The 26,008-nt window shown below is 63.3% G+C and carries 23 protein-coding genes; 9 read left to right on the top strand and 14 right to left on the bottom strand.

The annotated features are described in order from the left end of the window. Positions 1 to 28: 28 nt before the first annotated feature. Positions 29 to 1,081: a pyridoxal-phosphate-dependent aminotransferase family protein gene (locus ACSC1S_RS19315; protein ID WP_435365723.1), complete on the bottom strand. Its 1,053-nt coding sequence runs from the start codon at positions 1,079 to 1,081 to the stop codon at positions 29 to 31. A gap of 79 nt (positions 1,082 to 1,160) precedes the next feature. Between ACSC1S_RS19315 and ACSC1S_RS19310 the strand changes: the two genes are divergently transcribed. The 3 genes from ACSC1S_RS19310 (at position 1,161) to ACSC1S_RS19300 (ending at position 4,578) form a co-directional block, all read left to right on the top strand. Further along, complete coding sequence (locus ACSC1S_RS19310) at positions 1,161 to 2,138, top strand: AIR synthase family protein (protein WP_435365722.1); 978 nt, start codon at positions 1,161 to 1,163, stop codon at positions 2,136 to 2,138. A gap of 130 nt (positions 2,139 to 2,268) precedes the next feature. Further along, on the top strand, positions 2,269 to 2,982 hold the full coding sequence (locus ACSC1S_RS19305; protein ID WP_435365721.1) for a fumarylacetoacetate hydrolase family protein: 714 nt from the start codon (positions 2,269 to 2,271) through the stop codon (positions 2,980 to 2,982). A gap of 372 nt (positions 2,983 to 3,354) precedes the next feature. Beyond that, positions 3,355 to 4,578, top strand: a complete 1,224-nt coding sequence (locus ACSC1S_RS19300) for a site-specific integrase (RefSeq protein WP_435365720.1) — start codon at positions 3,355 to 3,357, stop codon at positions 4,576 to 4,578. Between the two features lie 104 nt (positions 4,579 to 4,682). Here the strand turns inward: ACSC1S_RS19300 and ACSC1S_RS19295 are convergent, their stop codons facing one another. The 4 genes from ACSC1S_RS19295 to ACSC1S_RS19280 all read right to left on the bottom strand — a co-directional run bounded on the left by ACSC1S_RS19295 (position 4,683) and on the right by ACSC1S_RS19280 (position 8,633). Then, the gene (locus tag ACSC1S_RS19295; protein ID WP_435365719.1) at positions 4,683 to 5,132 is read right to left on the bottom strand and encodes a universal stress protein; all 450 of its coding nucleotides are present in this window, start codon (positions 5,130 to 5,132) and stop codon (positions 4,683 to 4,685) included. Between the two features lie 62 nt (positions 5,133 to 5,194). Next, entirely contained in the window at positions 5,195 to 5,560 is a 366-nt protein-coding gene (locus ACSC1S_RS19290; protein WP_435365718.1) for a hypothetical protein, read from the bottom strand. A 44-nt stretch (positions 5,561 to 5,604) separates the two neighbouring features. Continuing rightward, positions 5,605 to 7,272, bottom strand: coding sequence for a CRTAC1 family protein (locus ACSC1S_RS19285; protein ID WP_435365717.1), 1,668 nt, complete (start codon positions 7,270 to 7,272; stop codon positions 5,605 to 5,607). A gap of 56 nt (positions 7,273 to 7,328) precedes the next feature. Then, positions 7,329 to 8,633 carry a DUF7405 family protein gene (locus ACSC1S_RS19280; RefSeq protein ID WP_435365716.1) on the bottom strand — a complete coding sequence of 435 codons (1,305 nt, stop codon included), beginning with the start codon at positions 8,631 to 8,633 and terminating at the stop codon, positions 7,329 to 7,331. A gap of 718 nt (positions 8,634 to 9,351) precedes the next feature. On the opposite strand from ACSC1S_RS19280, the gene ACSC1S_RS19275 reads away from it, so the two are divergent. From ACSC1S_RS19275 to ACSC1S_RS19260, 4 genes are all read left to right on the top strand, one after another. Further along, positions 9,352 to 10,119, top strand: a complete 768-nt coding sequence (locus tag ACSC1S_RS19275) for an IclR family transcriptional regulator (protein WP_435320762.1) — start codon at positions 9,352 to 9,354, stop codon at positions 10,117 to 10,119. Positions 10,120 to 10,296: 177 nt separating this feature from the next. Then, complete coding sequence (locus ACSC1S_RS19270) at positions 10,297 to 11,358, top strand: thiamine pyrophosphate-dependent dehydrogenase E1 component subunit alpha (protein ID WP_435365715.1); 1,062 nt, start codon at positions 10,297 to 10,299, stop codon at positions 11,356 to 11,358. Further along, positions 11,355 to 12,359, top strand: coding sequence for an alpha-ketoacid dehydrogenase subunit beta (locus ACSC1S_RS19265; RefSeq protein WP_435365714.1), 1,005 nt, complete (start codon positions 11,355 to 11,357; stop codon positions 12,357 to 12,359). The genes ACSC1S_RS19270 and ACSC1S_RS19265 overlap by 4 nt, the downstream gene beginning before the upstream one ends. Positions 12,360 to 12,365: 6 nt before the next feature. Beyond that, positions 12,366 to 13,376, top strand: a complete 1,011-nt coding sequence (locus ACSC1S_RS19260) for an NAD(+)/NADH kinase (protein WP_435365713.1) — start codon at positions 12,366 to 12,368, stop codon at positions 13,374 to 13,376. A gap of 207 nt (positions 13,377 to 13,583) precedes the next feature. On the opposite strand, the gene ACSC1S_RS19255 is transcribed toward ACSC1S_RS19260, so the two are convergent. Both ACSC1S_RS19255 and lipP1 read right to left on the bottom strand, forming a co-directional pair. Beyond that, complete coding sequence (locus tag ACSC1S_RS19255) at positions 13,584 to 14,912, bottom strand: E3 binding domain-containing protein (RefSeq protein ID WP_435365712.1); 1,329 nt, start codon at positions 14,910 to 14,912, stop codon at positions 13,584 to 13,586. Positions 14,913 to 15,054: 142 nt separating this feature from the next. After that, positions 15,055 to 16,017, bottom strand: a complete 963-nt coding sequence (gene lipP1, locus ACSC1S_RS19250; RefSeq protein ID WP_435365711.1) for a LipP1 family hormone-sensitive lipase — start codon at positions 16,015 to 16,017, stop codon at positions 15,055 to 15,057. A gap of 103 nt (positions 16,018 to 16,120) precedes the next feature. Here lipP1 and lpdA point away from each other — a divergent pair, with 103 nt between their 5' ends. After that, the gene (gene lpdA / locus ACSC1S_RS19245; protein WP_435365710.1) at positions 16,121 to 17,539 is read left to right on the top strand and encodes a dihydrolipoyl dehydrogenase; all 1,419 of its coding nucleotides are present in this window, start codon (positions 16,121 to 16,123) and stop codon (positions 17,537 to 17,539) included. A gap of 39 nt (positions 17,540 to 17,578) precedes the next feature. On the opposite strand, the gene ACSC1S_RS19240 is transcribed toward lpdA, so the two are convergent. Next, positions 17,579 to 18,499 carry an NAD-dependent epimerase/dehydratase family protein gene (locus ACSC1S_RS19240; RefSeq protein WP_435365709.1) on the bottom strand — a complete coding sequence of 307 codons (921 nt, stop codon included), beginning with the start codon at positions 18,497 to 18,499 and terminating at the stop codon, positions 17,579 to 17,581. A gap of 644 nt (positions 18,500 to 19,143) precedes the next feature. After that, complete coding sequence (locus ACSC1S_RS19235; protein WP_435366013.1) at positions 19,144 to 20,376, bottom strand: DUF4147 domain-containing protein; 1,233 nt, start codon at positions 20,374 to 20,376, stop codon at positions 19,144 to 19,146. Positions 20,377 to 20,420: 44 nt separating this feature from the next. Between ACSC1S_RS19235 and ACSC1S_RS19230 the strand changes: the two genes are divergently transcribed. Continuing rightward, positions 20,421 to 20,825 (top strand): site-specific integrase, encoded by a 405-nt coding sequence (locus tag ACSC1S_RS19230; RefSeq protein ID WP_435365708.1) that lies wholly within the window; start codon positions 20,421 to 20,423, stop codon positions 20,823 to 20,825. Positions 20,826 to 20,869: 44 nt separating this feature from the next. On the opposite strand, the gene ACSC1S_RS19225 is transcribed toward ACSC1S_RS19230, so the two are convergent. The 5 genes from ACSC1S_RS19225 to ACSC1S_RS19205 are packed head-to-tail and all read right to left on the bottom strand — an operon-like array spanning position 20,870 to position 26,002. Beyond that, a complete protein-coding gene (locus ACSC1S_RS19225; RefSeq protein WP_435365707.1) occupies positions 20,870 to 22,552 on the bottom strand; it encodes an aldehyde ferredoxin oxidoreductase family protein in 1,683 nt (560 codons plus the stop codon). A gap of 47 nt (positions 22,553 to 22,599) precedes the next feature. Then, complete coding sequence (locus tag ACSC1S_RS19220) at positions 22,600 to 23,322, bottom strand: ABC transporter ATP-binding protein (RefSeq protein ID WP_435365706.1); 723 nt, start codon at positions 23,320 to 23,322, stop codon at positions 22,600 to 22,602. Between the two features lies 1 nt (position 23,323). Then, complete coding sequence (locus ACSC1S_RS19215; RefSeq protein WP_435365705.1) at positions 23,324 to 24,085, bottom strand: ABC transporter ATP-binding protein; 762 nt, start codon at positions 24,083 to 24,085, stop codon at positions 23,324 to 23,326. After that, positions 24,078 to 25,103, bottom strand: coding sequence for a branched-chain amino acid ABC transporter permease (locus tag ACSC1S_RS19210; RefSeq protein ID WP_435365704.1), 1,026 nt, complete (start codon positions 25,101 to 25,103; stop codon positions 24,078 to 24,080). The genes ACSC1S_RS19215 and ACSC1S_RS19210 overlap by 8 nt, the downstream gene beginning before the upstream one ends. Beyond that, the gene (locus ACSC1S_RS19205) at positions 25,103 to 26,002 is read right to left on the bottom strand and encodes a branched-chain amino acid ABC transporter permease (RefSeq protein WP_435365703.1); all 900 of its coding nucleotides are present in this window, start codon (positions 26,000 to 26,002) and stop codon (positions 25,103 to 25,105) included. The genes ACSC1S_RS19210 and ACSC1S_RS19205 overlap by 1 nt, the downstream gene beginning before the upstream one ends. Between the last annotated feature and the right edge of the window lie 6 nt (positions 26,003 to 26,008).

Genomic DNA, 26,008 nt, shown 5'->3' with positions numbered 1-26,008 from the left:
ACTCACAAGGAGCCGAGTAAAAAGCTACCTACTCCGTCAGAACCTGCTCCAGCGCGTCCATCACGCGGTCGACCTTCTCGACCTTCGCGTTGTATCCCATGTGACCCACGCGGAGGATATCGTCCGCAAGGTCACCGAGTCCGGTCGAGAGGACGATGTCGTGCTCCTCGTCGAGTTCGCGCTGGATGGTCGCTGCCTCTCCGGGGAGGTGGAACGCCGTCACCGTCGGGGCGCTGCGCTCGGCATCGGGGTAGAGGTCCAGACCCAGCTCTCCCCCTCGTTCGCGGCAGCGGGCAGCCGCTGTCTCGTGGCGTTCGTACACCGATTCCAGCCCCTCGTCCAGCAACATCGACACCGATTCGTCGAGCGCAGCGACGTTGGAGACGAGGTGCGTGTACGGGAACATCTCGCTGGTGTCGCGCCAGGGAAGCAGGTTCGTGTAGAGCGAGTTCGGGTCGCGCTCCTCTGCGACCGCCCATGCGCGGTCGCTGACGGCGACCGTCGTCAGTCCCGGCGGCGAACTGAACGCTTTCTGGGACGCGCCGAGGTTGATGTCGATGTGCTCGCTCGGGACTGGGGTTCCGCCCAGTGAAGAGACGGCGTCGACCACGGTCAGGACGTCGTGTTCGTGGCACAGTTCCAGAACCGGTTCGATGTCGTTGAGTGTGCCCGTCGGGGTCTCACAGTGGACCATGGTCGCGACCTTGTAATCGCCGTCGTCGAGGGCCGCCTCGACGGCTTCGACGTCCAGGGGGTCGGTGTAGTCGGCCCCGACGAGCGTGGGGTCCCCGCCGTAGTTCTCGACGAAGTCGGCGAAGCCGTCGCCGTAGAGTCCGTTCGAGATGCAAAGCACCTCGTCGCCCGGAGCGACCGTCGAGGCGATGGCCGCTTCGAGTCCGAGGATACCCTCGCCGCCCATGACGATCACGTCGTCGTCGGTTCCGTAGACGGTCTGGAGGTTCGCGCAGACGTCGTCGTACATGTCGAAGAAAGCCTGCTCCACGTCGGGGTTCGGCATCGGGTCGCTCATGCGGTCGCGAACCCGCGGGGGAACGGCCGTCGGACCGGGTGTCATCTGCATAGAGAGCCGTTATCGGTACGGTCGCTTCAACCCAGCGCTCGACGGAAGGCACAAAAGCACACCACACACAGAGGAGGACATGAGCAAACTCTCGCCTGCGGACCTCGACCGCTACATCTTCTCGCGGACGGGGGCGGCCAACGAGGACCTGGTCGTCGGCCCCGGCTATGGGGAGGACGCTGCGGCCATCGCCACCGACGAGGGAACCATGGTCGTCAGCACCGACCCCATCTCGCTCGCGGCGGAACGCATCGGGACGCTCGGTGTCGCCATCGCGAGTAACGACGTTGCCGCCTGCGGTGGCGTTCCGGAATGGCTCGTGAGCACCATCCTCCTCCCGGAACCGGACGTCGACCTCATCGACGACATCACCGCACAGCTCGACGACGAGGCCAGCCGACTTGGAATCTCCATCGTCGGTGGACACACGGAGACGGTCGCCGGGCTCGCCCGCCCATTGCTCTCGCTGACCTGCATGGGTCCGACCGACAGGTACGTCCCGACCTCTGGGGCAGAGCCCGGGGACGTCGTGATACTCACCAAGGGTGCCGGTATCGAAGCGACTGCCGTCCTCGCGACGGACTTCCGCGCCGACCTCACCGAGCGTGGCGTCGAACCCGGGACCATCGACCGCGCGACAGGGTTCTTCGACGACATCAGCGTCCTCCCCGAAGCCGCGGTCCTCGGGTCGGTCGCGACCGCGATGCACGACCCGACCGAAGGCGGTGTCCTGAACGGACTGGTCGAACTCGCCTGCGCGTCGGCGGTCCGGCTCGACGTGTCGCGAGGGGACGTCCCGGTCCGGCCGGAGACGCAGACGCTATGTGATGCGATGGCTGTCGACCCGCTCCGGGTGCTCGGCTCGGGTGGGATGCTCGCGAGCGTCCCCGAGGCGGCGGCCGAGCAAACACTCTCGGCGCTGCGGGCGGAGGGCATCGACGCGAGCATCGTCGCCACGGTCGATGAACCGGCAGAAGAGGACGACATCGGCGTCTTCACCGACGGCCAGCGCTTCACCGGCGGTGTCCGTGACGACATGTACGACCTCTGGGACTGAGCTGGACCGGGCTGCGCGATTCCGGGGCAATCTGTCCTTGGTATCCTCAAATCCCTCGCTCTCGGGTGCGACGGCAGCGGAGCGAGTCCGGTCCAACGATTACTAATCACGTCGGTTCGATACTCCGGGTATGCGAATCGCACGACTTTCCACACCGGACGGCCCTGTCGAGGGGCACTACGAGGATGGAGTGATTCACGCCGCGGATGGCGACTACGAGGTCGGCGTCGACGGTGAGTTGCTCCCACCCTGTGACCCGTCGACGCTGTACTGTGTCGGTCGGAACTACGCCGAGACCCTGGACCAGATGGAGTACGAACGACCGGACGAACCCGACTTCTTCATCAAACCACGGACCTCGCTCGCGGCACACGAGCAACCGATTCGCTATCCCGAGTTCACCGACGAGCTGACCTACGCTGGAGAACTCGCGGCGGTCATCGACCAGCGCTGCCGGAACCTCTCTGTCGATGAAGTTCCCGAGGTCGTTCGCGGCTACACCATCATGAACGACCTCGACGCGCTCGACCAGCAGGGGCGGACCGCTCGCAAAGCGTTCGACCGGTCTGGCCCACTCGGTCCGTGGATAGAGACGGACGTCGACCCCACCGACATGGACATGTGGACCGACGTCGGCGGGGAGCGACGACAGGAGGCGAACACCGAACTGATGCTGTTCGGGCCGCACGAGATCCTCTCGTACCTCTCGAAGCGATTCACGTTCCAGGCGGGAGACGTCATCGCGTTCGGAAGTCCTGCGAACCCGGGGCTGGTCGAACCGGGTGAAACGGTCGAGATCCACTACGAGGGAATCGGGACCCTTCGGAACACCATCGTCGAGTAATCCAGTCACGTCATTCGACGCTCGGAACCCTGCTTCTCGCTCGACCCCGGAGAGATTCCGGCATTGGACCGTACGGACTCGGCTTCTCCAGCGGTGCTGCCGCAGATGTCGGCTCAGCGCGGTTCAGCCGATTTGCTATAGCGTCATAAGGTTTATATACACCCTTAGCGGGCTGCTCGTGGGCTCAGACTCTCGAATTCGGGCGAATCGGGGAAAACAGAGTGTGGTCATGATTACTCTGATAATCACGACCAGATTGAAGTACCTCCGCGCAGTCGGGTAAGCACGAATGCTACATCCGCCACAATCGACGGCGTGCCCCCGGAAGAGAGCCAGCAGCACCGCTATCGCGGACTCACGGAGGGCCGGCCGATGAGAGGGCGAGGCCCGACGACACCACTCGCCGAAACGTTCGAGCGCTACCTCCAGGACAAGGGCAAAGGACGCGGCGGCTCTGGCGGGAACTACCGACGGAACGCGGCCCGCGAACTCGAGCGCTTCGCGGCGTGGGCGGCCGGCGACCGCGGGAGCGATTCCTGGGCCGGAATCGTTCCCCGGGATGCAGACCGTGAACCGACGTTCGACGACATCGACGAACGGGTGTTCCGCGAGTACGCACGACATCTCACGGGAGACCGCGGACTCAAGCAGAACACCGTCAAGACGTACTACGCCTACATCTCTGCCTGGTGTGGCTGGTGCGTCAACGAGGGCTATCTGGGGGCGCACTACGCCCAGCGAGCGAGCGCGACCGCACCCCTCCCCGAGGACGACGGCAGGAAACCCGGCGACCAGCAGTCGTGGACCCCGGACCAGCGACACGCCTTCACCCGCTACGTCGACGAGCAGGCCCGAACCGCGATCGAGACGTTCACCGAGCTCGAGAGCGAGTCCGACCGACAACGAGAACGGTACGTTGCACTGCGGGCGGCCCGGGACCGCGCCCTCGTCTTCATCCTCGCGTACACGGCCGTCCGCGTCGGGGAGCTCCTCCGGGACCCGAACGACCCGCGTCGACGCGGCGTTCGGTGGGAGGAGCTCGACCTCGAGGACGGAAGCATGGAGGTCTACCGGAAGAAACAGCAGTGGGACGCAGCGAGTCTCCCAGACCCGGTTATCGCGCCACTGGAATCCTACCGGAGACTCATGGACCCGCCATCAGACCGGTGGCCGGTGTTCCCGACGTTCGACCAGCGAACGCTCGCCGAACTGGTTCGTGACGAACTGGCCGACCGGGGGCACCGACCCGATGCTATCGACGAACGACGCGATGGGTACGCCCGTGACCTCCTGCTAGCGCTCGATGCGGATATTCGGCCCCCATCGTTGACCACCGATGGCGCTCGGTCGCTCCTCCAGCGATTGACCGACGATGCGAACATCGAGATCACCGACCACAAACACGACTACCTCGCTCCCCACGGTGGGCGGCGTGGCATGGGGGAGGTCCTCGTGCGCGCGTTCGGGTACACCGTCGCCGCCCGCTATCTCGATAATTCCGAGGAGATGGTGCGTGAGCGGTACTCACACATCGAGGCCGGGGAACTGGGCGATGTTGCGACTGAAGCACTCGAAGCAATCGACAGGGACACGTGACCGTAGTCGCTGTCGACCACCACCGGGCCCCTGGTCGCCGGTGGTAGCAGGATCCTTGCCGGTGCTCTGAGCCTGCAACCCACCGACTCCGTCGATGCTGGCGCTCAGCGGGTCGAAAGCGTCACGTACCCGTCGAAGTTCAGGGCGACCTGCTGTGCGACGTCCCCGAAGAGTGCCTTCCCAGTGGGAGAGCGCCGCTCCCCCAGGACGAACACGTGGTCACAGTCTCGCTTGTCCGCGACGTCGAGTAGCGCCTTCGCGGGCCTGTCCGTCATCCGAGCGACCACGGTACTCTCTACGTCGTCCGGAATATGGTCGCCGGCGAACGCCTCGATGTCCGCAACTGCACCGTCGAGCACGGTGTTGCTGTCGTAGTTCGTGTTCTCACTTCGCCCGATAGACTCCAGTGTCTCGGCATCGTCTTCGAACTGTTTCTCCGTCATCGTCGTCAACAGGACGAGATCCGCCCCTGCACCGACGGCGTGTTCGACCGCTTCCGACAGTAGACGACGATGGTCGTCGCTCTCCTCGATGAGTACTAATCCTCGGTCCATCTCTGTCGAAGTGGTCTCTCATGCTACATAAAACCACCGGGGATGCGTGGGCGGTGCCGTCGTCAGCTACTGCCCTGGTCGCCCGCTTTTGCACCCTGTGAGTCGAGGATGTCGACGAACCGGTTCGCGAACTCGACCGTCCGCGTGGGGAGACCGTAGCGGTCCGTCTCCATGTCGAGGTCACGGAGACCAGCCACCAGTTCCTCGGGGTGTGTCATCGTGGTCACCGTCTCACGGACATCGACAGTGAGTTCACCGTCGTCCGTCTCGAGCCAGGGTTGCGTGCTCTGTGTGTCGTCGTACTCGATGGTGTACGTCTCACCACCGACGCTGTCGACGATGTCGTCGACTGCACCGATTTCGACCCTGTCACCCTCGGAGACCAGAAAGAGCGTCCCATCCACGCAGTCAGGTTCGTACCGTCTCATCGTCTCCGTGTTCGGGAGTCGGGGTGTTAATTCCCCCGGCTCGGTCAGTGTAGAAGTCCTACCGAACTCGAGGGGCTGTCGAGGCGATCGGATTCTTCGGTTTCTTCCTCGTCTCTCTCCCAGTCCGCAACGACCGATAGTCCGTCCTTCGTGATTCTCACGTGTTGGTTCGCATCGACGTTTTCGAACGTCCGCGTCGTGCCATCCGGGAAGGTCACCGTCAGGTCGACCTGGTCGTGGCCACCCAGTCCGACGTGCGAGACGCGACTCTCCTGTGAGAGGAAGTCCGACTGGACCGTCTGCTGGACCACCGTCGTTCGGTCGGCCGTCGAGACGGTGACTTCTGCACCGTACAGGGTCGACCCCTGCGCATCGGCCACCCGGAACTCGATACTGTTCGCGTCAGCACCCACGTTCTCGTAGAGTTTCACGTCGCCATCGTACGGGGCGACGACCACGTCGCGGTCGCCATCCCGGTCGTAGTCGAGCGTTACGAGCCCGCGTCCGTCTTGCTCGCCCAGGTTCCGCTCGCTGGCGTCGAGGTTCTCGAACGCGTCACCCTCGCGCTCGAACAGCATCGGATAGGTGTAATGTGGGTTCTCACGGTCGAGCCGGACCACGTACTGCGTCGCGTGAATCAGGTCCCGGTCGCCGTCGTTGTCGAGGTCGCTCAGACTCGCGGCCCACCCCCAGCCACCCTGGCGAACGCCGAAGGAGACCGCCCGGTCCTGCAGCCCGCCAGCGCCATCATTGAGCATGAGCGTGTTCCCTTTCGTGCGCCCAGACTGTATCACGTAGCTGAACAGGAACCGGAACCGTTCCTGGCGTTCTTCGTCGCCGACCTCGTCGAGGGGGAGGTAGATGTTCGTCGTGAACACGTCCTGTGCCCCGTCGCCGTTCACGTCGGCGATCTCGGACGACATCCCGTTCCGAGACGTGTTCCCACGCAGTGGTCGCTCGTCGAACGTCCCGTCCCCATTGTTGACGTACACGGTGTCGGTGTTGAAGTCGTTCGCGACGTGGACGTCGGGCAGTCCATCACCGGTGAGGTCGACGAAACTCGCCGCGAGGCTCCAGCGGTGTGACTCACTCAGGCCCGAGTTCTCGACGCGCTCGAAGCCATCACCGGTGTTCTCGTAGAGCACGTTCGGGTGGCCGTTGTCCTTCCGGACGACCTTGTGCAGGCTGAAGTAGCCCTCCGGCTTGGTGGTCGCCCAGTCACCCGACTGGTAGACCAGCAGGTCGAGGTCGCCGTCACCGTCGTAGTCGTCCGCGGTCGCACCCATCGGGTACGCGAGCGAGCCGAAGTCCATCGCTGCCCGGTCGAACTGTCCGCCGTCGTTGTGGAACAGCACGGGCTCGCCGTGGGACCGAAGGAACAGCAGGTCCTCCCACCCGTCGCCATCGTAGTCGAAGAAGAGTGCACTCTTGACCGAGTCACCGACGGAGAAGTTCTCGACCCGACTGAACTCACCCCCAGTGTTCCGGAACAGGACTGGATTCTCGCCGCCGACGGCCAGGATGTCTTGCCAGCCGTCACGGTCGTAGTCCGCGACGTAGACGCCGTCGTCCCCGTTGCCTGCACCGCCCCCGTCCGTCCGGTACTCGAGGCCGACCTCGTCGGTCCGGTCCCGGAAGTCTATCGTCGTCTCCAGCTCCGCTTCGGAACTGGTCAGTCCAGTACAGCCCGCACTCGCGACCAGCAGGAACACCACCAACACCGCACCCCTTTGCTTCCGAGACCACGGAAGTCGTGTCGTAAGCCCCGTCATCGGTTACTCGGGAGGGCTCTGTCTGCGCGCGGCGGGACGAGGTAGGTACTCCGCGACCGGGTGCCGAGGTAGTCGACGATACCGTGCCGGTCGTCCGGCACATCGTGGTCGTACTCGTCGATGTTCATCGCCCTCCGCACGTCCACGAACTTCCGGGTGTCCGTCTGGATGGACGAGAAGTTGAACGAGGAGCCATCGACGTCGTCGGTCGCGACCCCCTCCGAGCGGCGGAGGATCTTCGTCTGGAAGTCGTCGTCCCTGGCAGCGGCCACCTTCTGGGCGTGCCCGACGATACCATGCTCGGCTGCCAGTTCGTCCATGTTCTCGACGTCCGATTCCCTGATACCGCTGTGGTCACCCATCCGGTCACCGATGTCGCCCACCTCCTCGTAGTCGTGAGCCGGACAGTACATCTCCTTCAATCGGTTCTGGTGAGACTGCTCGTACCAGTCGCCGAGTTCGGTCTTGATGCGGGAGACGACGAGTGTGGTCCCACCGGCGAACGGGCCCGAGGATAGCGTCGCGATCTCCTCCGGTGGCAGGCTGTTGTCGAACCCTGCGCGGAAGCCCATCGAAAGCGGTGCATCCTCGGGGATGTTCTCGTTGTCGAGTTCCTGGGCCGGTCGCCCCTTCCCGATGACTCCGGACCGGCGCGTCGTCACCTCGAACACACCGGTGAGTCGGTCCTCGACTTCGAGCCCGTTGAGCATCTCCTTTTCACCGAACAGCGCCTGCTCGGCCGCGAGGAGAATCGACGCGAAATCGCTATCCAGCAGCAACATCGCGTCGAACTCAGCCGCCAGACCGGGGTCCTCACCGAGTTCTTCCAGTATCTCCTCGGGCGGCTGAAGCCCGTCGACGTCGATGTCGACCTGCGACAGGTAGCGGGGTGCATAGCCGAGCATGAACAGCAGCCCGTTGTTGATACTGCCACTGGTGTTGAGACCGCTCCCCCACTGGAAGGCGCGTTCGAGTCCCCGGAGTGCGTTCTCGACCTGTCGTCGCTCGGACTCGGTGGGTGGGATGGAGCCCTCGTAACTGAGACCGAGGAGCAACTGATGCTGACTCTGGGTCGTCGTTCCGTGGACGCTGTTCACCAGATACTCGTCCCAGGCGTGCTGCCGCGCGGGGAGCATCGAGCGATCCTCGACACCACGGGGGTATTCGGCAGACGCCGTCGACCCGTCGTCGGGCGGTCGCTCGAACTCCTGGCAGGCCGCGAGTGCGTTCGCGCCACCGATGGCGAGTGCAGCTCGAACGAGCGACCGCCGTGAGAGTCCGCGAGAACTATTGGCAGGCATAGTACGGTAATTCATAATCAAGTTATAAAAATGTTTTTGCTGGAATGAGACTGGTCACTGGGACAACTCCCATCTATCACGACCGGTCCTCCGTTCCGGACCCCCTACTGCAACTGTGATGGTGATTTGTCTTGTATGGGCCCAAAGAGAAAATCAACGCGATTCTATCCGGCCCAGTTGGGGCAGATACCGGAAGAAGTTCTCTGGGACTAGTAGTACCAATTTGGGAATAGCTGTTCGCGTCTCGATCCCCAGATAGACGGTCTACCGGAAGGGCCAGTCACGTCAGCCCGGTCCTGTCCGCGAACCACTCCTCCCAGAAGTTGTTACAGAGGTATTTGTGTAACACCCTTGGAAATCCTCGTTACACCAATAGCATTGTAACAGACTGCCGCGTTTCCTCGCACAGGAGGGAACACGACTCGTTCCAGTCCAGCGACACACGTTCGGTTCTCGACGAACCGGTGGCTAACACGTGGCTTCAGTGGGACGGGACAGCCGATTCGAGATAATCGGAATCAGCACCAAACTCTATGGCACGATTGACCATGATAATAATACCCACAGTGGGGTCATTCCGATTATCTCGAAAACTCGGCTGGTACCGACAGCTACCCGCACCCCCAGGCAAGAACCCGTAATCGCAGAGTCTCAGACTCGACCCGTCAATTTCGATATAACCGGAACAATGATGTGGATTGCTACAGATGTACATGATATGCCTTCGAAGCCTCTCAAGTCGCTCGTTCGTGCGAATCGGATACTGGAGAGACTCGTAGAGATGAAGACGGCATCCGTCCGGGAGCTTGCCGATGAGTTCGATATGCCACTCAGTACGATGTACGAGTACATCAATACGCTCGAGACACTCAACCACATCACGAAACAGGCAGATGGTCGCTACCGTGTCGCGACCTCCTTCCTCGAGGTGGGCAATCGCGTCCGCCGAGACAACGAGATATACCGGACTGCGGAACCCGAGCTTCGGCGGCTGGCAGAAGAGACGGGCGAGTTCGCGGGGTTGATGATCGAGGAGAACAACCTCGGTGTGTTGCTGTCGATGAAGAAGGGAGAGAAGGTGAAGCGACTCCAGGTTAGCCGGACCTATCCGGGGGTCAAGTCCCGCCTGCACACGACCGCCTACGGAAAGGCGATCCTCTCGCAGTTACCGGACGAGGAGATCCGGGCCATCATCGAACAGTACGGCCTCTACCCGAAGACGGAGAACACCATCACGGACGTCGAGTCCCTGCTCGAGGAGATAGAGCTGGTTCGCCAGCGCGGGTACGCGTTCGACGACGAGGAATGCTTCGACGGAATGCGCGGAATCGGTGTCCCGATAACGAGTCAGTCGGACGATATGCACGCCGGAATCGCAGTGTATGGCCCACCGAACCGCCTCGACGACGAGGTGTTCTTCGAGGACTACCCCAGCGTCGTCCAGGAGTACGCGAACATCATCCGCGGGAACCGCGAGTATTCGTGAAACATCGACGACACGATCTGCCAGGCGGTTTTCGCGGGGTGCAACGACCGTAGTTGGCTGGATATCGGGCCTGCAGCGGTGTCCGTGTTCGTTTACTCCACGCCTGCGACCAGGCGGTAGAGTACCACCAAGTGATAATATGGTGTAATCACTAGTTTTAAGCCGGTGTTTACTGTCATGATAAGACGTAGCATGGCAAATTATAATTTAGATACAGCCGAGGGAAGAGTAGAGGCCCTGCGCCGGATGCTGACCATCAGAGAGTTCGACACCAAGGCGGGGCAGTACTTCGCCGACGGGGAGATTCCAGGCTTCGTCCACCTCTACATCGGTGAGGAGGCGGTGGGGGTCGGGACCTGTGCCGCGCTCGAACCGGACGACTACATCACCAGCACACACCGAGGACACGGTCACTGTATCGCGAAGGGGCTGGACCCCAAGCTGATGATGGCCGAACTGTTCGGCAAAGAGAGCGGGTACTGCAAGGGTAAGGGTGGCTCGATGCACATCGCCGACGTCGATGCGGGGATGCTCGGCGCGAACGGCATCGTCGGTGCCGGGCCGCCGCTGGCAACGGGTGCAGCGCTCTCGATCGATTACCAGGACCGCGACCAGGTCGCACTGGCCTTCTTCGGTGACGGTGCGACCGCGCAGGGACAGGTTCACGAGGCCATGAACATGGCCGCAACGTGGGACCTGCCTGCCATCTTCCTCATCGAGAACAACCAGTACGGTGAGGCGACGCCGGTCGAGAAACAGCACAACGTGAACAACCTCAGCGACACCGCACAGGCATACGACATCCCCGGAATCACCGTCGACGGGATGGACGTGACAGCCGTGTACGAGGCCGTCACCGAGGCACGAAAGCGAGCCCGAGCCGGTGACGGACCGACGCTCATCGAAGCAGAAACGTACCGGTACCACGGTCACTACGAGGGCGACGAACAGAACTACCGAACGGACGAAGAGCTCCAGCAGTGGAAGGACCGAGACGCGATAGACTCGTTCAAGGCGCGACTCATCGACCGCGGCGAACTCAGCGAAGGCGAGTTCGAAGACCTCGAGGCGAACGTCGAAGCGACAATCGCCGATGCCATCGAGTTCGCACAGGAGTCCGACCTGCCCGAGCCCGAAGACGCATACGACGATATGTTCAAAGAGCCAGTACCCGAGATCGAGAAGTTCGCAGAGCGCCTCCGCACCGATGGCGGGGCCAGCGGAGGTGATTCGCGATGAGCGTCCAGTCGGAACTCGACGGGATGGAGACGGAACGGATGACGGTCCGCGAATCCATCCGTCTTGCGCTCCGGGAGGAGATGCGTCGCGACGAGGACGTCTACGTGATGGGCGAAGACGTCGGTGACTTCGGCGGCGTCCTGGAGGTTACCGGCGACCTCATCGAGGAGTTCGGTGAGGAGCGACTGCGAGACACACCCATCGCCGAAGCCGGGTTCACCGGGGCGGCGACCGGTGCCGCGGCGACCGGGACCCGACCCGTCGTCGAGCTCATGTTCTCGGACTTCATGGGCGTCTCGATGGAACAGATCATGAACCAGATGGCGAAGATGCGCTACATGTTCGGCGGGAAGACCGAGATGCCCGTCACCGTCCGCACCACCGAGGGTGGTGGGATGGGTGCCGCAAGCCAGCACTCCGGAACGGTCCACGCCTGGATCGCTCACTTCCCCGGACTGAAGGCGGTCGCACCCGGGACGCCCGCCTCCGCCAAGGGGCTGACCAAAGCCGCGATCAGGTCTGACGACCCCGTGTTCGTCTTCGAGAACAAGATGATCTACGAGCAGAAGGGCGAGGTGCCGACCGACCCGGACTACACCATCCCCATCGGTGAGGCCGCGGTCGAGCGCGAAGGCGAGGACGTCACCGTGGTCGCGACGCAGCGACTCGTCGGCGAGTCACTGGACGTCGCCGAGCGCCTGGCGGGCGACGTGAGCGTCGAGGTCATCGACCCACGCTCGCTGTACCCGCTCGACACCGAGACCATCGTCGAGAGCCTCCAGAAGACCGGCCGGATGGTCGTCGCCGACGAGAGCCCGCTCTCGTACGGTATCCACGCCGAGGTCGTCGCCCGTGCCCAGGAAGAGGCGTTCTTCAGCCTCGACGCACCGATCCAGCGCGTCGGGACCCCCGACACGCACATGCCGTTCAGCACGCCCCTCGAACAGGAGGTCCTGCCGGACGGTGACCAGGTCGAGAACGCCATCAATCGAATTACGTGAGCTGACGTGGCTCACGTTGGACTCATCGTCAATCCGTCCGCAGGCCGCGACATCCGTCGCCTCACCGGTGGCGCGAGCGTCGTCGACAACTACGCGAAGCGCCGGGTCGCCGAGTGCGTGCTGAACGGTGCGACCCTCGTCGACGAGACGCCCAGCGTGGAGATAATGCCCGAGAAGGTCGGCATCGCCTCTTACGCGATCGACGAGGCACCAGCGGGGATGGACGTCGAGCTGGTGGATATGACCATCCAGGAGACGGCCGCGGACACGCGGCGGGCTGCGGCCCACTTCCGGGAGACCGCCGACGTCGTCGTCGTCCTGGGCGGTGACGGGACGACCCGGGACGCGGCGCTGGAACTCGGCGACGTTCCACTCCTCTCCGTCTCGACGGGGACGAACAACGTCGTTCCGACGCCCGTCGACGGGACCGTCGCCGGGGCAGCAGCGGCCGTCATCGCGAACGGTGTGGTCGACGCCGATGCCGTCACCTACCGTCACGGACGCATCGACGTCGAGGTGGATGACGTCTCCGGCCAGAAGTCGATGGCCGGGCTGGCAACGGTCGGCATCACCGACCGGTCCTTCATCGGAACGAGGGCCGTCATCGACCCGTCCGACCTGCTCGGTGGTGTCGTGACTCGGGCACACCCCGCCGAGATCGGGCTCACGAGCGTCGCTGGCTGTGTCGAACCCCTGGCACCCGATGCACCAGGCGGGGTCTCACTCAGCCTCTGTGACCCCGCCCAGGCGGAACGGTCGGTCCGTGCCGTCCTCGCGCCGGGAATGACGACGACCGTCGGGCTCGAAGCGCACGAACCACTCGGATGGGACGAATCGAAGACCATCGAAGTGACCGATTGCGTCATCGGTGCCGATGGCGAGCGCGAGGTCGAACTCACCGATGCGACCGTCACGATGACACCATCTGCTGATGGTCCGCGTCTCGTGGACGTCGATGCCGCGCTCATGGCCGCCCCGGAGGGCGGTGCGTTGCTCCGGGGCAGGCTGTCGCGGTAATCGATTATCCGTCTGTCATCCGTTTCTCTCGAATCCACTGTCGCACCTCGGTAGACCCCCCTCGACCAGCAGTGCCGTCTGTGAGACTATCCGGGACCCCGTAAGGGTCGCCGAACTCGTAACGGCTACTGCTACCACACGAGCATCGCTCGAGGAGCGAGAGGCGTCGGAAAAGCAGCTGCCAGAAACGTGTGACCGCCAGGTCGGTTATTCCTTGCCGCGATACGACCCGAGCACCAGCTCGGATGCCTGCTCCGCCTGTTCGAAGAAGCTGTCCACGAACGCTTCGGCTTCGGCGTCACCGATGGCGCACGTGTCGTACGTCAGGTCGACGGTGACGAGCGGTTGCAGTTCGACGCCGTCACCGTTCGGGACGGCCCGCTGTCCGGACGGGTCGATCTCCAGTGCGGCCACGCCCGGGCTGTTGATGAGTGGTCCACTCGGGTCTTCTCCTGCCGTGTTCGAGAGCGTGAACGACGCCGTCTCGTCGTCCTCGTCGTCGCCGAGTGCCTCCCGTGCCTCGACGATCTCGGTCAGTGATTTCTCGTCGACGCCAGCGATCACGCCCGACGGCAGGTCGTCATCGGCGTCGGTCACGAGCGCGATATCCTGCTGCGCTTGCAGCTGATGCGTCGACTCTGCGTAGGTACCGTTCAGCTCGGGCGTCTCCTCGAGCGCAGCCGAGGCGACGACGAGCAACACGTCGGTGGTCGTGACGCGCTCCTCGAACGCTGACCGAACCGCTTCCGTGGTCTCAAGGAGGGCTTCCCCGGCGTCGGGGTTGGCCACGGCAGAGAGTCTCTCGTACCGGTACACTTCGCCCTGTTCGCCGGTTGTCCGGTGAACCGCGCCGCTCGCACCCGACTCTGCGGCTTCGGCTGCCGCCTCGACGTCGTCGGCAGTGATCGAGTCCATCGGCCCGGTCCCTTCGACCGTCGTGAGGTCCACGCCGAGTTCTTCGGCTTGCTTCTTCGCCCGTGGTGATGCCTTGACCTGCTCGGAGCCCTGGTTCTGCTCGTCGGACTCGCTGGCGGCTGCCTCGACGTCGTCGGCCGTGATCGAGCCCATCGGCCCGGTCCCTTCGACCGTCGTGAGGTCCACCCCGAGTTCCTCTGCCTGCTTCTTCGCCCGCGGCGACGCCTTCACGTCGTCCCCAGCAGCGCCAGAATCAGACGCGGACGTGGATTCGGCTCCGCCAGCCGAGTCGGTGTCTGTCGTCTCTGCTGCCGCGTCGTCGTCCTGACTGTCGTCGACGGCCGCTCCCGCGTCTCCGAGTTCGGCTTCGACCTCGGCCTCGAGGTCGGATATCTCGGCATCGGACGCCGCGAGGATGCCGATCGGCTTGCCCGGAGGAATGGACTCACCCTCCTCGAGGTAGATACGTCGGAGTTCACCGTCTTCGCGGGCTTCGACCTCCCCGATGCTCTTCTCTGACTCGACCTCTGCGATCACGTCACCTTCGGACACCGCCTCACCGGGCTCGAAGAACCACTCCAGGATGATGCCCTGCTCCATCTCGAGCCCAAGCTTTGGCATTTTAACGATAATTGCCATTATATATACCTCATCAACGGCATCCTACAAAAGCGTGTTTACTGTGGCAACCGTTCACTCGGTCTTCGATTCGGGAGACAGTGGGACTGTACGTCGCGGTCAGACTGCCACAGGGGCGGTGTGGTCACGACGTGACGGGGGGCGCTTCCTGGAGTTCACTGCGAACCATCTCGGCGATCTCCTCGATACCCTCGCGTGCGCGGTCCAGTTCGGGGTCGGAGAGCATCGTCAGGAACCCGTGTATCATGTCGCCATAGTGGATGTGGTGCGTGTCCACGCCGTCTTCGGACAGACGAGTCGCGAGTGCCTGCCCGTCGTCGCGAAGCGGGTCGAACCCACAGGTCAGCACGAGCGACGAGGGGAGGTCAGCGAGTGACTCCGTCTGGAGGGGGGAGACGTACGCGTGCTCGGCGTCCAGTTCGCTCCGGAGGTACCCGTTCCAGAACCGCTCCATGTCCTTTCGCGTGAGGAAGTATCCCTGTGCGTTCTCCTCGTAGGAGTCCGTATCGAACGCATGGTTCGCGGCCGGATAGGCGAGCACCTGGTACGCTATGTCTGGACCGTCCCTGTCGCGCGAGAGGAGCCCGACACCGACCGCCAGGTTTCCGCCTGCACTGTCCCCCATGGTCGCCAGCGAGCCAGGCACCGCACCGATCGATTCGGCGTTGTTGGCGACCCAGCAGGTCGCAGCGTAGCAGTCCTCGAGCCCGGCAGGGAACTTGTGTTCTGGTGCGAGTCGGTAGTCGACGGCGACGACGAGGCACTCCGTCGCGTTCGCGAGCGCCCGACACAGCGCGTCGTGCGTGTCGAGGTCACCGAGCATCCATCCGCCCCCGTGGAAGAACACGAGCGCCGGGAGCGCACCGTCCTCGATGGGCCGATAGAGTCGAATCGGGATGTCCCCTGCCGGACCCGGAATCGTCCGGTCCGTGACCGACGCGACGTCGTCCGGGGGCTCACTTGGCACGCTGAGGTCGCGGTACGTCTGGCGAGCGTCGTCGAGGGGGAGCCGATACAGCGGCGGGAGGCCCTGTTTGGACAGCCCGTGTAGATACTCCTCGACCTGCGAGTGAAGTGTTGATGACATTCCTCCTTTGGGAATATGCGAATCAAGCGGTATAACTGTACCCCCTCGGGCAGGGGGGTATATTAGGCCGGACACTGTAGCATCCGGTATCAGGTAGCAATAGATGGCTGCAGATTCACTCCCAACAGAGACAGAGGTACTGGTTATCGGTGCTGGCCCTGGTGGGTACGTCGCTGCGATTCGGGCGGCACAATCAGGTCTCGACGTGACGCTCGTCGAGAAAGACGCCTACGGTGGGACCTGTCTCAACGTCGGTTGCATCCCCTCGAAAGCGCTCATCACAGCGACCGATATCGCCCACGAGGCCAGCGAAGCAGAGACCATGGGAATTAGCGCCGACATCGACGTGGACTTCGGTCGCATGACCCAGTGGAAAGACGGTGTCGTGGACCGACTCACCGGCGGTGTCGAGAAGCTGTGCAAGGGCAACGGGGTTACCCTCGTCGATGGTGTCGCGTCGTTCACGGGCGAGAACGAAGTCGAGATCACCAGAGACGGAACCAGACAGGGCGTACTCGCGTTCAAGCACGCTATCGTCGCCACGGGCTCGCGCCCCATCGAACTTCCCGGGTTCTCGTTCGACGGCCAGCGGATACTCTCGTCGACACATGCACTGGCACTCGACTCCCTGCCCGACCAGCTCGTCGTCATCGGCGCTGGCTACATCGGGATGGAACTCTCGACGGTGTTCGCCAAACTGGGAGTCGACGTGACCGTCGTCGAGATGCTGGACCAGGTGCTCCCCGGCTACGAACGGGATGTCGCCCGCGTCGTCAGGCGTCGTGGAGAGAAACTCGGTATCGACTTCCGCTTCGGGGAACAGGCCGCAAGTTGGAAGCCGACCACGACCGGCCTGCGTGTCAGTACCCGAAACGAGGACGGCGAACGGTTCGAGTACGACGGCGACCACGTCGTCGTGGCTGTCGGCCGTGAGCCGGTCACGGACACGCTGAACCTCTCGGCCGCAGGTATCGAGACCGACGACAGCGGCTTCGTCTGGACCGACGAACAGACCCGAACCAGTACAACCAACATCTTCGCCGTGGGGGACGTCGCCGGCGAACCGATGCTTGCGCACAAGGCGAGCAAAGAAGGTGAGATGGCAGCAGAGATTGTCGCTGGGGCTTCCGAGACGGTCGACCCCCGGGCGATTCCGGCTGCTGTCTTCACCGACCCCGAGATCGCGACGGTCGGGATGACCGAGGCCGAGGCCGAGGAAGCTGGCCTCGAGCCAATCGTCGGGGAGATGCCGCTGCGAGCGTCGGGCCGAGCACTCACGCTGGGCGAGACCGATGGCTTCGTTCGGGTCGTCGCGAACGGGACCACCGGAACGATACTCGGCGCACAGCTGGTCTGTCCGGACGCCTCGGAACTGGTCGCAGAGTTCGCACTGGCCGTCGAAACCGAGGCGACCCTCACTGAGGTCGCGTCGACGGTCCACACCCATCCGACCCTCACCGAGGCCGTGATGGAAGCAGCCGCAAACGCCCACGGTGCAGCCGTCCATACCCTCAACCGGTGAGTGGACCGAAGGGGCCGACGCGAGCCGCTCGTTGCCCGGTCAGATGAAAGCGGGACCGTCCACCGTCTCGGTCTCGGCTTCACGCCAGGTGTGCTCGGGTTCCCACCCGAGTTCGTCGAACGCCTTCTGCGTGGTGAACGCACAGGATTCCCCGGAGAGCCCGGACAGCTCGGGGCCTGTCCCGTCACTGACGGCCGCGATCAGTCTCGCGGTTTCGACGCCCATGTAATTCTCTGCGGCGTGACAGAGGTAGGGTTCGTGCCCGTCGAAGTCGGCCTCGACAGCCCTCACGCACAGTTCGACGAGGTCCCGGACGTCGATGTACGACCAGAAGTTCCCACTCCCGGGCGGTTTGGTCCCGGCGTCTATCTCGTCGACAGCGAGTTCCCGACGGATGTCGCTCACCTCGTACTCGCCAGGATACTGCACCCACGAGGGTCGGATGGACACCACCTGGACACCGAACCGGCGTGTGACCATCTCGGCGACCGACTCTCCCGCGACCTTCGAGACACCGTACGGGTCTTCGGGTCGCATGGGGTGTGATTCATCGATGGGGAGGTACTCCGGGAGAAGGAGCGACTCCGAGAAGGGGAACCCGTAGGCGGACTCGCTGGAAGCCCAGACGATGTCGCAGCCGAGTCGACCGGCAGCGAAGAGGACGTTGTACGCCGAGAGGATGTTGTTCGAGAACACGCGCGTCCCGGCGTGTGCCGTCGGGTCCGGAATCGCTGCAAGGTGTATGACTGCGTCCGGGTCGAACGCGTGGAGGATGTCGAACGTCTCTCCCGCGTCCGTGAGCTCTGCCGAGAAGAACCGGACGTTCTCGACGTGTTGCTCAGGTGTGTGCGTGTCGATAGCGAGGACGTCGTATCCATCGCCTGCCAGTCGGTCGACGAGCCAGCTGCCGACGCCGCCCAGCCCGCCCGTCACCGCGATTCGTGTTTGATGTTCGCTCATGGGTGTACCGTCCAGTGGGCTTCCCTTCAACATACGGAAACAAGCAACGAGGGTCTGCAGAGTCGGGGCCATCACGGTCGATGTCGCGGCCGTAGCTCCCGACTCGACCATTCTCGCTTCGACGACTAGACTATAAATCAGACACAGGTGGTCCTATTCTACTGCGGCGGTGTCCTCATCGGGCGGCCGCTAGTGACCCGGAAACTGTGGTTCGCCCCCACGAACCCGTCCCATACTACCGTCGAACGGGACTGGTTCCAATCGGTGCGACCAGAGTGTGTAAAGGGGAACTTGTGCTACACATATCAATACTGTATTTTTGAAAATTTAGAGAAAGCAATCCAGCCGCATACATTCCGGAATAATTTCTTGGAGACGTGTATACGTGATATAGCGTTGTGAAAGCAGATGGACGAGCTACCCAGACAGAGGTTTCAGACGATGAGCTCAGGAACATTTTTCAAGTGTTCTCACGCGTTTAGCCGTGCTAGATAGACTTCTGAAAGCGTATTACGAAAGCTATTTCGAACACCTTGACTGGTTCCTCAAACCGAATGATTACTGTTCATTCCCCCTTTTACCTCCAATTCAAACATGAATGAGCGTGCCACCGGAAGACCTCGCATGGCCTCGGAAACGCGACCCTACTTGGCCTTCTCCGGCCGCTCAGCAACCCGTCGGAAGCCTCGTCGCCCGCCAAGGTGTTGGCGAAGATAGCGGTAGACTGGGAACACGTACTCCTCAAGGCGTCCCGAGAGACCGCTGGTGCTCGCGTGAATGACGACGGGCACGTTCGCGTCCCTGGCGTACTCGATGGTCTGGTCGGGAGTGCTCCCGAAGACCCAGCGGCGGAGCCGACGGTCGCGAGTCGCACCGATGAAGAGGACGCCACCGTTGCCGACCGCTGCGGCCACCAGCCCGTCCGCGACGGTCTCCGCAGAGACGTTGTGGACCTGGACGGACTCGACACCAGAGAGCGCGGCGAGCGTCTCCGCTATCGGCTCCGGCGTTCCGCCCGACTGCGGGATGACGCTGATGACGTGGATCTCGGACCCGGACATCCCGAGTCGGTTCACGAACGGCAACAGCGCGAGGTGGTGCGGGCCGCCGCCGGCACCGATGTTGACGACCGAGAGGTCGTCCATCGCCTCGACGTTGTTCGTGAAGAACACGCCACAGGGTGCCTGGTATTCGCCCGACTCGAGGTGGTCGCGAACGACCGACTCGTCCGCAAGCCCGTACCGATCGAGGACCGCGAGCGCCTTCTCGAACGTCGTCCCGTTCGGTGTGGTCGGCCCGCTCGCGATGACCGCCAGTTCGTTGCCGATGACGTCGCTGAATATCAGGCCGTGAACTGTCGCAGGGGCAGCGACGCGTGCCAGTTGCCCACCCTTGATGGCAGAGCAGTGCTTCCTGACCGCGTTGAGCTCGCCGATGTCGGCACCGCTCGCAAGGAGGGCCTGGGTCACCGACCGGAGCGCCTCGAGCGAGATACTCGGACTGTGCGCACAGAGCAACGAACTCCCGCCGCCCGCCACGACCGCGAGAACCAGGTCGTCACCGCCCGCCTTCTGGGCGATGTCCAGCACGTGTCGTGTGCCGGTGACGTTCGCCTCGCTCGGTAACGGGTGGGTTCCCTCGTACGTCGTTATCGTGTCCGTCTCGCGCGGGTCGTCCGTGACCACGGCCCCATCTGTGAGGAACTCCCCGAGGATCGATTCCATCGCTTCCGCTGCGACACCCGCCGCGTTCCCACCGCCCACGACGAATACGTCGTCGACGGTCGTGAGGCCGATGACTCTCCCATCGATCTCGAGGCGAGACCAGTCCAAGCTCACTCGTTCCTCCAGGACAGTGGTCGGGTTCGCCGCGGCGATTCCCGCTTAGAGACACTCCCGCGCGTGCGACCCCCGACTGGCCGGTGTTCCCGGCGCTCTCGGCGAACGCGCTCTCGTACGCGATTCGCCAATCACGTGGTGGGTCGGTCCCCAACCACGTGGTCGACCGGGCAGTCGGCTCGCAGGGGTACCTCCTCAGGTACCTCGTTGTCGCCCGGGAACACGACGCCCCACCCCGCGCGATGTCGACCGAGTCCGGTCGCAACACGATGCAACGCCTGTGCGAGCATGCGGGCGTCGACGTGGACGGCGAGTACCTGAAGCCCCACGGGGGAAGGCGGGCCCTTGGTGACGAGCTGTATCGAGAGAACCCGGCCATGGCCCAGAAAGCGTTGCGCCACTCGGACATCACCGTCACCCAGAAGAGCTACTCCTACATCGAACAGGGCGAGGTCAGCGAACTCATCGAGGAACAACGGGAACAGTAAGTGGTACCCGGTGAGAGCGATACTCCAGACCAGCACCCGGAGGGTTATTCGACGGGGAGCGCCCGGTCGGGGACGATGCCGTCTTCAGTCCAGCCACGGTCGTCGTAGTACGAGTCGAGTGCCGCGTCGAAATCGGGCAGGTCGTACGGGAGGGCGTCGTCGGCACGGTCGAAACCACGCTGGTTGTTGAAGTGGCGTTCGAGCGTGACGATACGGTCTCCGACCTCGAGCAACCGGTCGTAACTCACACCGAACAGTGCCTCGTAGCGGTCCGGATTCATGTAGTCCCGTGAGAACTTGCAGACGATGCCCGCGTCGTTGAGTGCCATCAGGTTCTCACGAGTCACGAGGAGTTCCGTCTTGTCGAGCGTCCCTTCGGGGGTGACGGCCTCGGACTCCGCGACGAGGGGGTACTCTACCGAGTAGAACGTCGCGTACATGTGGTCTGCGCCGCGGTTCGAGACCGCGTAGGAGAGGCCTTGCCCGTGCAACACACGGCCCTCGTGAGCGGCGAAGTCCATACCCTTCACCGTCCAGTTCCCGACACCGAGGTCGTCGTGACAGCGGTCGATTCCCTCGGCAAGAGCGTCGCCGATGCCCTCACGATATGCGATCTGTTCTACCAGTTCGTGGATGCGGTCGACGTTCCCGAACTCGTCTTCGGCCGCGAGATACGCGGCGACCGTGTTCCCGGCCGAGATGGCGTCCAGGCCGAACCGGTCACAGAGCCCGTTCGACTTCATCACGTCGACGATGTCGTCGACACCCACGTTCGACCCGAACGCCATCGCCACCTCGAACTCGGGACCTTCGGTCTCGACGCCACGTTCCTCGTCCCTCGTCGGAAGCTTACACGCGAATGCACACGCGGAACAGGTCCCCTTCTTGTACTTCTTGTCGGCGACCGCGCTGCCGTTGATGCCGGCGACGCCCTCGAACTGTCGTTCGGAGAAGTAGTACGACGGGAGGCCGTCCATCTCGTTGGCGAGGTCCATCACCGCCACGGTCCCCTGTTCCTTCATGATGTGGTCGTCGGTCGCGGCCTCGCGGTGTATCTCCATCTGTGACGACGGAATCTCGATATCGGGCGGCGACTCACCCGCGAAGGTGACGGCCTTGACGTTCTTCGACCCGAGCACGGCACCGAGCCCGCCGCGCCCGAACGCTCGCTCTTTCGAGGTCATGATGGATGCGTATCGCACCTGGTTCTCCCCTGCCGGACCGATGACGGCGGTCTGGTCCGCGCCGATACCGTGTTCGTCTTCCAGGTAGTCGACGGTCTCCGGGACCGTCGCACCTTCGAGGTGGGAGAGGTCCTCGAACTCGACGCCGTCGTCGCGGACGTGGAGTCCGACCAGCGTTTCGGCGGCACCGACCAGTTCGACCGCGCCGTAGCCTGTGTCTGCGAAGTTCCGGGACATGAACCCACCGGCGTTCGACGAGAGCAGCCCATCGGTCAACGGCGAGAGGGCGGTCGCGTTCATCCGTCCGGTGAAGCTCATCGTCGCCGACTGCATCGGGCCGGTCGTGAACAGCACGCGGTTCTCCGGGCCGAGTGGGTCGGCGTCGAACGGGATCCGTTCGTGTGCGAGCCGAGTAGCCACGCCTCGGCCACCGATGTAGGTCTGCTGTATCGACTCGATGTCGCTCGTACTCGTCTCGCCGTCGGCGAGGTCTATCGTGAGGAATGGACCCTCTGCGTGTAGCGGAATGTCGTTTTCGGTCATGGTCTGTGTGGGAAAGAGAGGTGGTCGGTGCGCGTTACGGCCGGGCGTTACGAGCCTTCGAAGATGCGCTTGATCTCCTCGTGTTCGAGGAGGTTCTCCGGGGAGCTAATCCGGGCCTGCATCTCGCCGCGCTCGACGACGAAGAACTCGTCTGCGGTCTTCTCCGCGTATCGGATGTTCGATTCGGCGATGACGATGGAGACGCCCAGGTCCTGGATGCGCTTGATGCCCTTGGTGAGCTGTTCGCGGACCGCGGGAGCCAGTCCCTCGAACGGCTCGTCGAGCAGGATCAGGTCCGGGTCGCTCGCGATGGTCCGACCGATCGCGACCATCTTCTGTTGGCCGCCACTCAGCTGTGCAGCCGGGCGGTCGAGGAACTCGGTCATCTCCGGGAAGATCTCCGTCACCTGCGAGACGGCCTCGTCGAACGAGTACGACGACCGCTCGCCAGCGCCCCAGTGCGCCATCTGCAAGTTGTCACGGACACTTAGGTGGCCGAACAGCCGACGGTCCTCGGGTGCAATCGCTACACCGCGAGACGGGCGTTCGTGTGTCGGCGCAGTGGTGACGTCCTCGCCGCGGAGGCGGATGGTCCCGCCAGTCGGGGTGACGAGGCCCATGATACATCTGAAGGTGGTGGTCTTGCCGGCACCGTTCCGGCCGACCAGGGCCACGGTCTCTCCCTCGTCCACGGTGAGCGACACGCCACGCAGGACGGGGACGTTGCCGAGCGTCGCCTGCAGGTCGTCGACATCGAGGAGCACGCTCATCTCAGGCACCCTCCTCGCGAATGTGTTCTTTCACTTCCTCGGAGTTGAGGACGGCTTCGGGGTCGCCCTCGCTCAGGATGCGTCCATTGTGCAGTGCAACGACGCGGTCGGAGAACTCACTGACGAGTTGCATGTCGTGTTCGACGAAGACCAGCGACGTGCCGGTCTCTCTGGCTGCCAACGTGACCGTTTCCATCACGTCGGTCTTGTCTTCGGAACCGACCCCACTGGTCGGCTCGTCCAGTAGCAGCAGGTCCGGTTCGAGCGCGAACGACATCGCGATGTCGAGGATCTTTCGTTTGCCGTGCGAGAGGTCCTCGGCCATCATCGTCGTGTCGTCGTCGAGTTCGAACGTTTCGAGCGTCGACATCGCCTCCTTGTAGACCTCCTCGTCCCTGGAGAGCAGGGAGTAGAAGTTCCCGTTTCGACCCTTGCGGGACACCAGCGCCGCGCGGACGTTGTCCAGGACGGACAGCTCGTCGTACAGGTGCGGGAGCTGGAACGACCGGGCGATGCCCTTCTTCACCCGCCGGTGGTCCGGCAGGTCGGCGATGTCCTCACCCTCGAAGATGATGCGCCCGGACGTGGGCGACAGCGACCCCGAGATGAGGTTGATGAACGTGGTCTTGCCGGCCCCGTTCGGCCCGATGACGCCGACGATCTCGTCCTCGTAGAACGAGATATCGACGTCGTCGGTCGCCACGACGTTCCCGAACGTCTTGCGTACGTTGCGTGTCTCCAGTAGGGGCTTCGTTTCAGTCATCTCTCTTGCCTCCGTAGTGTGCGTACAGCCGCTTGGCACCTCCCCAGAGCCCGTCGCTCTGGAGCGTGACGACGATGAGGAACATGATGAACCCCATGGTGAACTGCCAGTAGCTCGAGACGAATGCGACCGCGTACTCCCGGAGGAGGATGTAGATACCCGCACCGAAGATGGGGCCGATGAAGGTACCCGACCCACCGATGAGCGTCATGAAGACGATCTCACCCGAGAACCCCCAGTCGAGGAGCTGTGGCGTGATGTGCCCCGAGAGGATGGCGAACATCGAACCAGCCAGCCCGACGAAGAAGCCGGAGCAAAGCGTCGCGTACCAGCGGAACCGCTTGACCGAGATACCCATCGCACGTGCGCGCTCGGGGTTCTCCCTGAGCGTCTTCAGGGTCAGCCCGAACGGCGATTTCACGATGAGGTAGATGGCAGCGACGGAGAGCACGAACAGCAACACGACCACATAGTAGTACAGTTGCGTCAAGAACGTGATCGCGTTCAGGTTCTCGAACGCCTGCCCCAGGACGTGCGGTTGTCCGATGGGGATGCCGTCGGTCCCGTTCGTGATGTCGTACAGTTTGGCGGCGAGCACGTACAGCGTCTGTGCGAGCGCCAGCGTGAGCAGCGAGTAGTAGATGTCGGACGTGTTCAACGTCAGCGCACCGACGACTGCTGCGACGCCGACGGCCGTGAGTGTCCCCAGGGCCAGCAGCAGGAACAACGAGTTCACCCCGGTGTACTTCATCAGCAGGGCGACCGCGTACGCGGCGGAGCCGAAGAAGGCCGCGTGTCCGAACGAGAGTGACCCCGCGTAGCCGAACACGAGGTTGTACCCGAGGGTCATGACCCCGAAGATGAGTATCCACGCGATCAGGTTCAGGTAGTACGGTGACTGGACGAACAGCGGGAGCGAGTACAGCACCAGAAAGACGGCGACTGCCGCGATGTGAGGCAGATACGCCATCGGGTTCTCGAACCGCGTCCCCACCTCGGTGACGTCATCGCTACTCATCACTTGAGCACCCCCGAACCACCGTAGAGGCCCTCCGGCTTGACGAAGATGATGGCTGCCATGATGACGAAGACGATGGCGAGTTCGATCTGCGGGAAGTACGCGATACCGAAGCTCCGGATAAGCCCGATGAGGAGCGACCCGACGATGGCCCCACGCAGGCTACCGAGCCCACCGATGACGACGACGGCGAACGCGAGCAAGATATACTCGATGGAGAGACCGGGCGTCGCGGACGCGAGCGGCATCATGAGGGCTCCCGCGAGCCCCGCAGACCCGGTCGCGACCGAGAAGACCACGAGGCGGACCCGGGTGACGTTGAGACCCAGTGCCTCCACCATCTCCTCGTCCTCTGCCATCGCCTGTGCGATCTTCCCGAGCTTCGTCCGGTTGAACAGCAGGAACGGGATGATGGCGGTGACCACGAAGAGGCTGATGACGAACAGGTTGTACACGGGGTAGGTACTCCCGAAGATGGACACCTGCCCGAACAGCTCGAGCGGGCCGCTGACGCTGATCGGGGACGACCCCCAGATGAACTGCATCGCGTCTTCGAGCATCAACACGAGGCCGAAGGTCGCGAGCAGTTGGTACGTGTCGTCGATGTCGAACAGTGGTGCGAACACCGTCCGCTCGAAGACCGCAGCGATGATCACGGTGATCCCCGGGGTGACGAACAGTATCACGGCCATGGACACCCACGCAGAGTCCAGGTAGCCCAGTGCGATCGTTGCGGTAGACGCAGCGATGTATGCCCCGAGCCCGAGGAACGATGCGTGAGACATGTTCAACAGGTTCAGTACACCGAACGATAGACTCAGGCCCAGCGACACGAGATACAGGATCGTCGCGTAGTAGAGGCCATTGAGCACGTACAGGAGTATATCTCCACTTGCCATTATTTT

Source organism: Haloarchaeobius pelagicus (assembly GCF_051207375.1).
Taxonomy (GTDB): Archaea; Halobacteriota; Halobacteria; order Halobacteriales; family Natrialbaceae; genus Haloarchaeobius.
This window is presented reverse-complemented; position numbering and strand designations above follow the sequence as displayed.